We start from the raw sequence: 13,076 nt of genomic DNA, 5'->3' as shown, positions 1-13,076 counted from the left end.
TTTTGTCATTTTGTGGACATCCAAATGACACCCCACGTTGGTTATAATGCCCGATTTCGCTCGGTTCACCCAGTAAGGACACCTGAAGAGGAGCGGAGAAGACCTGCGGTACCGCCGTCAGATCTGATTCAAAACCCTCTACGAGGCTGGTCAGGGCTGCTGCGATGCACTAGCTTGGCCAGAGAAACGATGGCTTAAAATAAGAGGAATCAAGTTTGGAGACGGTGCGCAGCGTCATGGTCCACAGCGGCGAGTGCTCAGCTGAGTCGACTGCCGACGATGAACACGGCCAACATGATCTTGTCGAGCAGCGGTACCAACGGCTTGTCGACCACAGTCCCAATATGACCTGTGTGCACGAGAGCGGCCGGGTGACCTACCTCAATCCAGTCGGGGTCAAGTGGATGGCCGCAAAGTCGCCCGAGCAGATCATCGGGCACCCGATCACCGAGTTTGTCCACCCCGACTCAGTTCCGGCAATGATGTCCCGCATCGCGGGCCTGTGCGAGGTCGGTGACGCGTCCCAGCCATCGGAGGCGGTGCTGCTGCGCCTTGACGGCACTACGCTCGACGTCGAAGCGGTGTCGGTGCTCACCATATGGGAGGGAAAACCCGCTTACCAGGTCATCTTTCGCGACCTGACTACCCAGAAAGCCGCGGAAGAAACACTGCGCTTCCAAGCGGCTTTGGTCAACCACGTCAGTGACGCCATCATCGCCACCACGTCGACCGGCATCGTCACCAGCTGGAACCCGGCCGCGGAGGCCATTTACCGTCGCTCCGCATCAGACGCCCTGGGCATGCCGATCGGTGAAGCTGTCGGCGCGCCGCTGGATCCGCGCGCCATCATCACCGAGGGCGGGGTGCTACGCACTACCCAGTACGCCTCGGATGGCATGGCGCTGGCCGTGCGGGTATCTGCGGCCGCGATGGACAACGGCTACGTGCTGGTGTGCAGCGATCACACCGCCCTGCTTCGAGTCGAGCGCCGCTTCCAGACTGTGGTCGCATCATTGGAGGAAGGGGTCATCGTCCTGGACGGCGACGGCTACGTCGAATCAGTGAACCCGGCAGCCCTGCGCATCCTTGGCGTCAGCGACCGAAGCGCCCTCGACGATCCCGTCCGACGCGCAGCAATGCTTCCGCTATACGATGCCGAGGGCCGACCGCTTGACCGCGATCGGGGGCCTGTGCGCGAGTTTTTGCGGACCGGTACCCCACAAACTGGCTTCATCGTCGGTATCGATCGTCCCAGCGACGGGGCACGGATTTGGCTGTCGGCCAACAGCCGACCGCTTAACCCCGCCGATCCCGAAGACGCGGCGTTGCTGATTTCCTTCACTGACGTCACAGCCGACCGTCAGGCCAGCCAATACTTGGCCCATCAAGCGGCCCACGACACGCTGACCGGGTTGCCCAACCGCGCGTCCATCCTCGCCCGCATCGATAAACAGCGTCGCTGCGGCACCCCCGACCAGTTGCTGGCAGCGGTGCTGTTCATTGACCTGGACAATTTCAAGGCCATCAACGATTCGCTGGGGCACGACGTCGGCGACGTGGTGCTGCAGATTGCGGCGCAACGGTTACGGGCGGGACTGCGATCACGCGATGTGGTGGGTCGGTTCGGAGGTGACGAGTTCGTCGCTCTGATCCTGGGGAAGATCACCCATACCGAATTGAGCAAAGTCGCAGACAGGATGCACGCAGCGCTGTCCGAGCCGGCTCGCGTCGCCGATGCTTTGCTCCACCTCCGTGCGAGTATCGGCATCGTTGCGATCGAAGGCGATGACCCCCGCGACGTAGGTCAGATCCTGCGCGACGCCGACACCGCGATGTATCGGGCGAAGCTCTCCGGCGAGGGGACCAGCTACTACACCGACGCGCTGCGCCAGCGACCCAGCTGAGGTTCCCTGAAGGGGGCTGGGTTGGTTACCGTGGGATCGTCCGTATTCACAGCCGAGGAGTCGGCCCGGTATCGGGACGCGGGCTGGTGGTCGGAGTCGACGGTGTCGGATGCGGTACGTCGGAACGCTCAGCAGTCACCCGACCGCGCTGCCTATATCGACTATCCGGGCAGATCGCTGAACTGGCGCGAGTTTGATCGTGCGGCGTCGGTGCTGGCGGAGCAGCTAGCTGGTGTCGGCGTGGCTGTGGGTGATCGAGTTGCGGTGTGGCATGGCGACTCGGCCGCGATCCACGTGTTGTTCGTCGCGGTCGAACGCTGTGGTGCTGTCGTCGTCGGCATCGCCGCGCGTGCGGGTACCCGTGAAGCCGTTGAAATGCTGCGAAGTTCGCAGCCGCGGATTCTGATCAGCGATCGGCAGCGCAGCGATGCCGCGAGGCGGGCTGCAGCGGACATGGTTCCTGAATTCGCGGTGTCGGTGCTGATCTTGGCGCACGACGCGGGCACATTATCGCTGAATACACGCGCCCAGCCCCGGGTGTTGACGGCTGAGTCTGGGCTCGGCGCCGATGATGTCTTCTTGATCAACTCCACTTCTGGTACTACCGGATTCCCCAAATGTGTTGTACACACTCAGAACCGTTGGCATTACTTTTACCAGAAGGCCGTCGCGAACGGGGGACTGACGTCCGACGATGTATTCCTTCCCGTGGTGCCCATGCCCTTTGGTTTCGGAATCTGGGCCAAGCACATGACCCCGATCTATCTTGGTGCTACTGCGGTACTCCTGGAGAGTTTTACTCCGATTGCGACGTGTGAGGCGATAGCACGTCACAAGGTTACTGTGTTATGTTGTGTCAGTACGCAATTGACGATGCTGATGGCCGACCGGGCTTGCCGGGATTACGACCTGAGCTCGTTGCGTGTTGTTTTCACGGGCGGGGAGGTGTTGCCGTATCGGCCGGCGGCCGAGTTCGAGGAACTCAGTGGCGCCAAGATACTGCAATTCTATGGCTCCAATGAGACCGGCCTGCTCAGTGGGACCACCGTGCATGATTCGCGCGAACGCAGGCTCCGTACATGCGGCAAAATCGTGCCCGAAATGTCGGTCCGGCTTTTCGACGGCGACGAGGACGTTACTGAGACGGGGCATGGCCAACCTGCGTGCCGAGGTCCGGCGACTAGCCTCGGCTACCTGGGCGGGACTGACCACGACAAGCTATTCACCTGTGACGGCTGGATGCGTATGGGCGACATCTGCGAGATCGATGCTGATGGCTATCTCAGGGTCACTGGCCGGACATCGGATTTCATCGTGCGGGGCGGCAAGAACATCAGTGCCGCACAAGTTGAGGACGCCGTCGTAACTCATCCCGCGGTGGCGGTGGCCGCTGCGGTCGCGATGCCCGATCCAGTGTTCGGCGAAAAAGTCTGCGTCTATGCGGAGCTTTCCGATTCCCATGAGATCGACCTGCCCGGGCTCATCGAACATCTTCTGGGACAGGGAATTTCGAAGGAACTGCTGCCCGAACGATTGATCGTGCTCGACGAGCTCCCGCGATCGTCCGGGGGCAAGATCGCTAAAAGTCAGCTCCGCGATGATATTCGAGCCAGGTCGGAGGCCGATCATGAACGCTCGTAGTGCGTGACCGGGTGGCCTGAGAGGTGTAGGTAGGACCCAGCGGGGACGCCACCGATCTGATCGTGAACGGTCGGTTCGCGGAGCTTTATCGCTTTGGTCACCGGCTTGCCGGAGCCGGGGCCCCGGGTGTTTGTGTGGGGACACCCCAATTCGTCACTGTGACGTTTAGGTGCGCAGCCAAAGCCAAAAGCCGGACATGGGGTGGGCCGGCGTGGAGTCAACCGGCGGTCCGGCGCTGAGCGGCATTCTCATCCCGTCGCCGAACGGCATAATCTGATCATTAAGTGATTGAAACGTACGTCAAGCTGCAGCGATACACGATACGACTTCTGACGGATAGTGCAGCTGTGGCGACTGTCCGTCAGCTGCGACAACGTCGCAATCGCGCCGAGGTGCGAGTTCTTTAATGCAACTCGCATTGGGAAACTGGTAATGGTGCGTACTCGGTAGGTGCGAGTTGGTTGCCTTCGAGTGGACCACTGGGCGCCGGTAATGCAAACCCCGACGGCGCGTTCGGCCAGGTCTGATCGGGAGAGAGAGCCAGGGCAGCCTGCCAACGTCGGTACTTGATGCGCTGATGCGGTAGCATCACGATATGCGAACAACACTGGACCTCGATGATGACGTGGTCGTTGCGGCACGCGAACTGGCCGCTGGTGAGCGGCGTTCCTTGGGTGCGGTGATCTCCGAGCTGGCGCGCCGCGGCCTCACGCCGGCGCGTGTTGAGGCCGCCGGTGGGTTGCCGGTCGTCCGTGTGCCACCGGGTACGCCACCGATCACGCCCGAAACCGTCCGACGTGCGCTCGATGAGGACTGACCACCGACAATGGCGCTGCTCGACGTCAACTCGCTGATCGCTTTGGCGTGGGACTCTCACATCCACCACGTACGTATGCGCGAGTGGTTTGCCGCTAATGCGCCGCAGGGCTGGGCGACCTGCCCCATCACAGAAAGCGGGTTCGTTCGCGTGTCGACGAACCCGAAGGTGCTTCCGAGTCCTATCGGGATGTCCGACGCGCAGCACGTTCTCATTTCCCTGCGTGGGGCTGATGGCCACCAGTTCCTATTCGACGACGTGTCAATTACTGATGACGACGTTCCAACTATTCTCGGTCACCGCCAAGTGACAGACGCGCATCTGCTCACGCTCGCGCGCCGTAGGGGAGTTCGCCTCGTTACGTTCGACGCCGCGATCGTTTCTCTCGCGCAGGGACGCGATGTGGAACTACTGACCTTGCTTTAAGTACAACCGGCGGGCGTCCATCACGCCTTTCTGGCTGTCAGCTCATTCCGAAGAATAGAGCGAGGCCGGATCGCTGCCATGCCTTCGCAGGTAGGTGCCAACATGTTCCGGATCGGATAGTTGAACCGCTATTTCACCGAAATCTGTTGTTGTACAATATAACTCGCATTGGTTAACTGGTAACGATGCGTGCCGAGGAGGTGCGAGTTGGGGGCGCCCAAAGCTTGGTCGGCGGCCACTCTAACGCGGTGATTCATAGGCCCCCCTGCGCCACAAGATAATTCGTCACTGTGACGTATTGCTGGCAGTAGCGGGGTTAGATGGTGAGTGGGTGGCCGATCGCCGGCTCTGGGTTCGGCCGCCTGGGGCACGTTCAAGCTTTCACCTAACACGCGAATCATTCATTACTGGTCGCGTGGGCAACCGCACAGCACGCAGCCCGTTGGGGAATGAGTACGTATCGTGATGTGCCGAGATCGGCCAATCGTCAAGCGGTGCGAGCCCTTTCATCTAATGCAACTCGCATCAGTTATTTGCCGATAAGCGACATTATGTCAAATAAAAGGTCGCCGTGTTCATCGGATGAATCACTGGCGTTCCGAGTGACCCTCGCCCGCCGCAGCGGGTCGATCTGGCCAAACTGTCTTGACCCCAAGGGTTTATGACGGGCATCGAGATCGAAGACCACAAGGCTGGGCGCGACGCCCGCCGAAGCCTTCAAGATCGCCACCGACGTCGAGCTGATCGACGTCTTGCGGCTGAGGTGCCGCATCATCGAGCGCAGTAACAAGAATCAACAGGTTCGGTTCACCCGCGACGAGCTGCTCGCCGACGGCGTTTCCGAGGCGGCGATCGACTACCTCTTCGCCAACATGGCGCTGAAGCTGGACGATTTCAAGGCCCAAGTTGCAGGAGGATCGCAACGCCGGGGAGATCGGCCACCAGCGATACACCCTCACGCGGTACCGACCACGGGAAGTGCAGTCAGCTGCTGTCCACCATCGACCTCGTCCAGAAGCACGGCGGCTGGAAAGGCGAAAAGGTCGACAACAAACGATGTACGCCCCACTGGTGATCGTGCCCGACGCCGGCGTTACCAACGGACTGTTGGCTCAGTTCGACATCAATATCCGAAGTGTGAAGGCGTTTAAGCATCGTCAGCCGCAGGTGTACGCGCCCGGGATCGTTCCGCTGTCAGACCTCCAACTGCTGGAGGGTATGGCCGACATCGGGGCGAAGGGCGGCAAAACCCCAACATGATGGATTTGATCGCGAAATGGCGCACCGGAGCTTCGCAATACGGCATGGCGTCTTTGCAGCTCTACCTGCTCAGCTATGGCGCGCCGATACTGCCGGTGAGCGACCACATCGTGAAGAACAGCCGCATCTCGTCGTTAGGGTCGCCTCGGGGCTCTCGGCGTGCCACTGTGGTAGATCACTGCGCCGCAAGGTGACGTTGGCCACCGCTGGCGAGGCCATCTCAAACAAAGTGACGGTCACCGGCAACGAGCCGTCAAGTACGTTGAGACCGGACAGGTGCTACGACGAGGCTGGGCACTACAGATCTAGGACGAAGCGCAGTGCTTGGTCAATGGCTTGCATCTGTTCTGGACTAATCATTCCCTGGCGAGATGACAGTCGTTCGACGGAGACCACCCGCAGCTGATCGCAGCGAGCGTAGGAAGTGTGGCCCAGCCCGCTACTCGCTGGCTCGAGTTCAACGTGGCTTCGCAGGCCGTAACCAGCGGTGGTGATCGGGACGACGACCACCAGACCGCCCGGTCCGTTGTTGAGAATGTCGACCGACACCACCACAGCCGGGCGGCGAAAGGCTGGCTCGTGTCCGACTGGTTGGCCGAGATCGACGTGATAGACCTCCCCTCGCCAGATCAAGCCAGTGCGTCCCACTCGTGACGCTCGGCCAGGTATTGCTCCCACAGTTCGGGGTCGCTGCGCAGGCGCTGGTAGTCCCCGTTGAGTCCCCGCAGGAACTCCTGCCTCTCCAAGGCGTCGATGGCTGCGTGCACGACGTCGACGACGGCGGTTTGACGAGCCTTGGCTAGAGATTGCAGCCGCTCAGAATCGGGACGGCGGACTCGGACAGTTGTGGTTTCTGCTGCCATGGAACCAGTGTAGACGAATTGTAGACACGCGGTATGGCGGATCGTCCCATGTGTTCAGCAAACGAACGCCGGGCAAACCTCGAGTGCTGCCTGACCCTTGCCCTCCCGCCTTGGGCAGGGACTGGGCAAGGGGGCGCTGTGTGATTCATCACTTCGCGGATGCATGCCGACAAAAATGAATCTCGGAACTCGGACGGTTGTGGTTTCTGCGGCCATGCGCCCTGTGTAGACGAAATGTAGACATAAGGCTCCATTGCGGATCGTGTCCGTATCCAGCAAATGAACGCCCGACCGCAGGCTTTGGGTGCGACCGGCGGGTTACCAGTGGCCGGACTTCGGAGTCATGCGAGCTTCTCACTGAAGCTGCCGGTTAGTGTCCGACCCAGCCGGTACCGTTCGCGGCAGGTGAAGGAGACGGCGAAATTGAGACTTTGACAGGGGGCCTGGGACTCGATGACATATTTCGCGTCTATTGAATTTTGAGATTCAACTGATCAACAACAGCGGAAGGTGTTTCTGCGAGGCCGGCGGCCAGGAGTCGACGATCTGCGCTCACGAGCGGGATGCGCAGCGCAGCTGCCGTTGCGGCCCAACTGGCGTCATTGAAGGACAGTGCATGCCTTTCGGCCAGGACCGCCGCCTCCCGAAGCCAGGCTTTGGACATAACGAGCGGCGGGCCCACGATTTCCAGGAGGTCATCGAGTTGATCGCCGACATCGCGGGCCGTCCACTTCAACGCCCGCACCAGCACATTGCCGACCTCGTAGATCGCAAGATCCAGCACATGCGCGTCAAGCTCGCTACAGACATGAGCGTCCCGTATCGCTCGCGCCTCGGCGAGTTCACTCTCCCCCGCGTCGTGGAACCACTTGATCAACACCGATGTGTCGACGAGTAAACGCATCACCGGCGATCGTCACGGTCGACCCTGACGACGTCTGCGGACTCGAAGCTACCGGCTCCACGAAAGCGACGCTCCGAGCGCTCGATCGCCGCAGCCAGGTCAGCAGGATCGCGACGCGCCAGCTCGCGCCGAGCAGCGTCGGCTAGCAACGCGCTCCGACTGGTCCCCCGGCGTTTGACCTCGGCATCAAGCTCCGCAAGGAGGCCATCAGGCAGGGACACCATGACCTTAGACATGAGGCTAGTATAGCTTGAAGTATTGCCGCCAGGATAGCTCCGGGCGGGCCAGAACGAACCCCACTCATCTCCTCGTTTTCGCCTGCAGCTCAAGCCTTTCCTCTCATCGACCCTGCGATGCGGACTTGCAACGTTGACGTCCGCCGGCTACTTGCGCAGCCTTTCGGGCGACACGCTGACCAGGGAGCTTAGCTTGATGATGTAAACAGATGAATCATCGATTCACCTGTTGATCCCAGAGGGCGGGAGCTCGGGTGGCAGTCGATGACGTTGGACGTGCGTACCTCGTTGGCTCGGTCAGGCACCTGTACCCCGAGGAACAGACGGTCGCGGAGGTGGCTCCAAGGCTGGCGCGATCAACAGCTCGGTCGCCATGTTCTCTAACTATCTGTGCGACAACAGCTTTCGTGATCGCGTCTATGGCGAAGTGTATAGCGCGATTTCTAATACAGTTCAAGTCAGCGGATTATTGATGGGGATTCGTGAGAGGGACCTGTTTGTGGTCCAGTCGCTTATGCAGCTTGGGGTTGGTGGGTCTCGGAGCGGTCGAGCTTCAGTGCGCAGTCGTTCCTAGGTGCAAAAATATTGCCCATTGAGCAGACAATTCGACGGTGGTGAGTAGGAGCCGGTCAGCACGCCTCTTAGACCACCTGTGGCTGAACCACCGGGCGCAATGATGCGGTTCCAATTCGCGTGGGTGAGAACATAGTGCGTGCCAGATTGGGTAAGGGTGCTATTCCACGTGTGCGAGACGGATTGTCCCACCGGCATGTCGAATTCAAGCTTCCAATCGGTGAGCGGCACCATGCTCGAGTTGGTGATGGTGAAGTGGGCGATGAAACCGGTCTGCCACGTATGTTCCACCGACAACGTCGCCGTGGCCGCAGCCGCATGAGCTACGGGGGTGATGGCGAGTCCGAGGATGGCAACTATCAATGCCGATGCGGTTACGTGAAGCGCTGTGCGCCAGCGCTTCACGTAATTGTTCAGTCCGGCCATAGCTGCCAACACTAAAGCCAAACAGGTGATATCGGCTCTCGCAACGCGGGTAAGCTGCAGTACCTTTGCTCAACTGAAACCGTCATGAAATTTTAGCCTCGATCCACCCTGGACCATGTATCGCCCGGCCGAACGCGAACTTGCGGACGGGGAAAGCCGGCACGCCAGCCTCATCGGGGGCGTGGAGTCGTTCAGCCGCCAGCAAACGAGCGGTCTCGTACACCACCCCTTGGGCGCGGCCGGCCGGTATCGCGACGTCGACCGCACTCTGATCGGACGTCCAGCACGTTCTCGGGAGGCAACGATTTCCGCGTAGTGCGTTGCCGCCGCCGGCGCATCAAACGGCAGAATCTGGCCCTCGAAATCCGCTGTTAGTAGTCCGTCGATCTTGATGTGTAGTTCCCGCTTGCGGCGCCCCTCCGGCAACCGGGCAAAGCTATGCCTGAGCTCGGCCGCCGTAACGGCGGTGACCAGTACGTCCGAGGCGGAAAACCTGTCAACCCAACTAATGACGCGGGGCTCAGGTGTGCCTTCCGTATCAATTCCGACACGACGTTGGCGTCGAGGACAATCACCCGCCAAACTCCGCAGCTCGTGGGCGATCAGTTCGGTTCGGCAGCTCAAGGTCCGCGGCCCTGGCGACGTCGGAGAACCGCTGTCGAATCCGTGTAGCCATCCCCGGACCACTCGACGGGCGCTCCAATACGGTACGCAAGATCTCGCGCACCTCGGATTCCATGGAGCGACCGTGCTCAGCGGCGCGCACGCGTAGTGCCGCCTTGAGGTCGCTAGCATTTCTGGTACGGGGTTTGTGGTGCGATCTCGGTCCAGCAAACTCGCACATACATGGAGGTCCGGAAGACACCGATAGCGCGCAAGTCGACGCAAAGCGCACTCGCGTTCCACGGACGCCCCTCGCTTGGCCATCAATGGCGTGAAGTTTTCGGTAAAGGACGAGCCTATCTAGCCTTGCGAATCAGCAACGGCAACTAGTTATCCGCAACGTTGGCCAGGATCATTACATCGGCGGGTATGTCTTGCACACTACTCAGGAACAGATTGAGCTCGTCTGGTCTGAGCCGATCGCCCGACAGAACAAGGTCGATCTTCGGTTTGCTTCTGTTCTCAGCGGCACTGACTCTCACATCTTGCACAGGGCGGAAGGCTTCTGCGAGTGCAACGACATTGTTTATGGTCTGCGTCACGTCGACTAAGCCGTCGCGGGAAGAGATGATCACTTCCCCTTCTATGTGTGAAGAGCTAAGCAAGGCGGGACGTTTCAGAATCTGAGCCCCTGCTGCAAGGAACTCTATGCACCATGCATCTCCCATATGGCTAGACCAACTGGGCAGCACCAGCTGAGTGTGGTCATGCGACTCGTCCAGTGCGACCTGTACCAAGGGGCCGAGCACATCGCCGAATGCCGCAGCGCATTGCGACTCGAGATCTGCATCCCCCGCAGACGACATCCATGGCACCAACACGCTCTCCAGGTCCGCATCCGCGGCACATTCGTGAGCCGCAAGGTATTGCCCGACAGCTAGCGGCGCCACTGGCCGGCTTACCACACCGGCACGCTCTAGGGCCATCGCGCCCTGATCTGAATTCCGCCGAGCTTCCACCTCGCGGAGGTCGAGTTCGCATGACGCCACGCGTCGATAGTCGGAAGCTACCTGTGCCAAGAACAGCTGTGCGGTCACTGCCGGGTTGGCTCGCTCTTCAGTCGGGGTGCCGGATGGCAGCAGCGGACGCGAGAAACGGTCGACCCGGTCCACCTGACCGTCCCACGCTAGGGACGCGGCCGACACAACACGAACCATTTCCGCTTCCCGTGGGTCACGCGTCGAAGGCGCGGACCACACAATGCCGGCGCGTAATCTACGCACCTCGTCCTCGAGGATCCGCGGTTTCCGCTCCGGCGTCATTAGATCCCCAGGATAGTAGCTATCGCAGCAGCCAGCTCGGCCAAACCCGCTCTTAGGAAGTCGAGTTGATCCAGATCGCTTTGATCCGCCTTATCGCTTAAGGAGTCTGTTGCAACGCGCAGGACGAGTACGCGCTCACACAAGCCCAAAGCGCGCATTGTGGAAGCAATACCGAAGGACTCCATGTCGACGAGTACGGGCTTAGTCGCCATTCGGGAGTACAGGGCAAGCGCCAGCGAGTACGTCCAGTCTCCCTTGGCGTAGATGGGACCGCTGGATGGCGTATGTATTGGCATTGGCGCGACACCTGGCCCGACCTTGATCACCTTGTCGGTTGCAAGAACGTGGGCGTCGGGAAGATCCAGCCCCCACACAGAACCCGGAGCACCTGCTGACCCGGCTCGCATCTCAATCGCGTCAAGCGGGGCCTGTTCGTTAGGTTGAGTACGGACGATCCATTTGTTTTTTAGCTTGACGACTTCGCCGTCGGCTGAGGCGGCGACCACCCCCAATGACAGGTATGACACCCTTTCGGCCCGAAACACCTGACCCACCAGCTTCGAGTCGACTGTTCCGCAGCAGCCATAGAAGACGTAGTAGTCGGCTCGGTTCTCTCGGGTTGATCTGCTGAGAGCCGCCGCTGCAACGACGTTCCCCTGGGCACTCAGGGGATGGTGCTCCACTCTGGCAGTCCGGCCGTCAGACAGGCAGCCCTCTACTGCCTCTACCCCCAGCTTGGTTGGCGTCCAGATCGTTGTTCCGAAGACCGGTAGGTCGATGTAAAGGCGCGTCAGCAACTCCGTTACGGCGGTCGCTTCGTTCCTCGTGAACGAAAATATTGCCACCGTTACATCGGCCACGGCGACATCGTAGTCCGATGAGACACGCGGGCGGGCGTTTTGCCAGTGTACGGTCGCCGAAAACTCATTATGGGGACCTTGGCGGCACGGGGCGCAACAGTGGACGCCTGCACGCCGATCCTCGGATTGGTAGCGAGGTTGTCCTTGAACCCGATGCCGACTCGGTCCCCTGGCGTTCGGCAGTGAACCTGGATTCAGTCGAAGCGTCTCGCGATACTGCATTGCGTGCCAAGGGATTTCGCGTGACACTCAGATAGTGGATCAGGGCCACATCATGGGCATCGGCGAGGGTGGCGATTAGGAGATCAGCCATACCGACTGGGCGGGGGTCGCGACCAATCGGGCCTCGATGAGTGGTGCGACCCCCCAGACCGCCAGGCGTCAACCACGCGACCTGGCGTGCGCGAGCAGACTATGCTGCCGCTTTATGGATGCGTTGATGATCATTCGACAAGGTCGTCGTTTGGTGGTCGTATGGCGTTGTTGCTGAAGACAGGCAACAGGTTTGTCGGATCTCCCTGCCAGGGCAGCGCCAACAATTGGCGGACACTGCGTCGTCCTCCGAAGGCGCGCAGCGCCTCGAAATCCGAAACGCTAAGGGTGACGTGACTTTGTGCCGTGTGCGGGTCGCCGAGTTGTACGGATCCGATCGTCGGGGTGATCAACCGGAGCGCCGGCAGCCCAGTTTGCCGGATGATCTGGTCGCCCGTTGTCGTCAAGAATCCCATGGTGACCTCGAACGGGAGATCGCCTGTGCGGGAATACGGTTTACACAGTGCGCCGCGGATGTCGTGCTCATGGGTGAGGGCATCGAAGACAAGCTGGCATTCGGATCCTTTGGGGCCCAGACCGAGCCTCGCCGTCACAGGGTCGATCGTCTGTCCCCACAGGTCGAGTAACTCGTCGATGTTGTTCCCGCCGAGGCGATCGACTTGCGCCTGGGTCCAGGAGTCGGTGCCCACTGCCTCCAGGTTTAGTGAAATGATGTCGTGTGCGACGCCGGCAAGGTGGGCAACCGTCTGGCGGACGGTCCAGGCGGGACAGGCCGGCACTGCGAATTCGGCGATCTCAGCGCGGCCGCGCAGCAGCGCGTCGACACGTCCGTAGACGAGGCGGTACGCCGCCGCCGCGTCGGAGGTTGGCAGCAGTCGTGGCGTTCGGTCGCGCTGTACTTCGAGGACGACCCCATCTGGTTCGTCGTCGACTTCAGTGTCGGGCATGTCGTTGACCTCTCGTTGCGG

15 protein-coding genes are annotated in these 13,076 nt (G+C 60.8%); 5 read left to right on the top strand and 10 right to left on the bottom strand.

Features of this window, described 5'->3' with window-relative positions; translation table 11 throughout:
- Positions 1-224 precede the first annotated feature (224 nt).
- From B586_RS11275 to B586_RS11260, 4 genes are all read left to right on the top strand, one after another.
- Complete coding sequence (locus B586_RS11275; protein ID WP_236971400.1) at positions 225-1,904, top strand: diguanylate cyclase; 1,680 nt, start codon at positions 225-227, stop codon at positions 1,902-1,904.
- A gap of 21 nt (positions 1,905-1,925) precedes the next feature.
- Positions 1,926-3,545: a class I adenylate-forming enzyme family protein gene (locus B586_RS11270; protein ID WP_082607592.1), complete on the top strand. Its 1,620-nt coding sequence runs from the start codon at positions 1,926-1,928 to the stop codon at positions 3,543-3,545.
- 595 nt (positions 3,546-4,140) lie between these two features.
- The gene (locus B586_RS11265; protein WP_047314063.1) at positions 4,141-4,362 is read left to right on the top strand and encodes a hypothetical protein; all 222 of its coding nucleotides are present in this window, start codon (positions 4,141-4,143) and stop codon (positions 4,360-4,362) included.
- 9 nt (positions 4,363-4,371) lie between these two features.
- Positions 4,372-4,788 (top strand): TA system VapC family ribonuclease toxin, encoded by a 417-nt coding sequence (locus B586_RS11260; RefSeq protein ID WP_047314064.1) that lies wholly within the window; start codon positions 4,372-4,374, stop codon positions 4,786-4,788.
- A gap of 659 nt (positions 4,789-5,447) precedes the next feature.
- Here B586_RS11260 and B586_RS22045 read toward each other — a convergent pair.
- Entirely contained in the window at positions 5,448-5,693 is a 246-nt protein-coding gene (locus B586_RS22045; protein ID WP_236971270.1) for a hypothetical protein, read from the bottom strand.
- Between the two features lie 151 nt (positions 5,694-5,844).
- Between B586_RS22045 and B586_RS22040 the strand changes: the two genes are divergently transcribed.
- The gene (locus B586_RS22040) at positions 5,845-6,048 is read left to right on the top strand and encodes a hypothetical protein (RefSeq protein ID WP_236971269.1); all 204 of its coding nucleotides are present in this window, start codon (positions 5,845-5,847) and stop codon (positions 6,046-6,048) included.
- Between the two features lie 297 nt (positions 6,049-6,345).
- Here the strand turns inward: B586_RS22040 and B586_RS11240 are convergent, their stop codons facing one another.
- The 9 genes from B586_RS11240 to B586_RS11205 form a co-directional block, all read right to left on the bottom strand.
- Positions 6,346-6,696, bottom strand: coding sequence for a type II toxin-antitoxin system PemK/MazF family toxin (locus tag B586_RS11240; protein WP_231584587.1), 351 nt, complete (start codon positions 6,694-6,696; stop codon positions 6,346-6,348).
- Positions 6,678-6,911, bottom strand: coding sequence for a hypothetical protein (locus B586_RS11235; protein WP_047314067.1), 234 nt, complete (start codon positions 6,909-6,911; stop codon positions 6,678-6,680). Before B586_RS11235 ends, B586_RS11240 begins: the two co-directional genes overlap by 19 nt.
- 469 nt (positions 6,912-7,380) lie before the next feature.
- Positions 7,381-7,815, bottom strand: a complete 435-nt coding sequence (locus B586_RS11230) for a type II toxin-antitoxin system VapC family toxin (protein WP_054879923.1) — start codon at positions 7,813-7,815, stop codon at positions 7,381-7,383.
- On the bottom strand, positions 7,815-8,051 hold the full coding sequence (locus B586_RS11225; protein ID WP_047314069.1) for a CopG family ribbon-helix-helix protein: 237 nt from the start codon (positions 8,049-8,051) through the stop codon (positions 7,815-7,817). Before B586_RS11225 ends, B586_RS11230 begins: the two co-directional genes overlap by 1 nt.
- A 570-nt stretch (positions 8,052-8,621) precedes the next feature.
- Positions 8,622-9,050, bottom strand: a complete 429-nt coding sequence (locus B586_RS11220) for a cellulose-binding domain-containing protein (RefSeq protein WP_054879924.1) — start codon at positions 9,048-9,050, stop codon at positions 8,622-8,624.
- Positions 9,051-9,621: 571 nt separating this feature from the next.
- On the bottom strand, positions 9,622-9,894 hold the full coding sequence (locus B586_RS22410) for a FitA-like ribbon-helix-helix domain-containing protein (RefSeq protein ID WP_082607590.1): 273 nt from the start codon (positions 9,892-9,894) through the stop codon (positions 9,622-9,624).
- Between the two features lie 145 nt (positions 9,895-10,039).
- Positions 10,040-10,825, bottom strand: coding sequence for a hypothetical protein (locus B586_RS11215; RefSeq protein ID WP_156166381.1), 786 nt, complete (start codon positions 10,823-10,825; stop codon positions 10,040-10,042).
- 149 nt (positions 10,826-10,974) lie between these two features.
- Positions 10,975-11,835, bottom strand: coding sequence for a hypothetical protein (locus tag B586_RS11210; RefSeq protein WP_047314072.1), 861 nt, complete (start codon positions 11,833-11,835; stop codon positions 10,975-10,977).
- Between the two features lie 443 nt (positions 11,836-12,278).
- Entirely contained in the window at positions 12,279-13,055 is a 777-nt protein-coding gene (locus B586_RS11205) for a maleylpyruvate isomerase N-terminal domain-containing protein (protein WP_054879926.1), read from the bottom strand.
- Positions 13,056-13,076 lie beyond the last annotated feature (21 nt).

Source organism: Mycobacterium haemophilum DSM 44634, from assembly GCF_000340435.2.
Lineage (GTDB): Bacteria > Actinomycetota > Actinomycetes > Mycobacteriales > Mycobacteriaceae > Mycobacterium > Mycobacterium haemophilum.
This window is presented reverse-complemented; position numbering and strand designations above follow the sequence as displayed.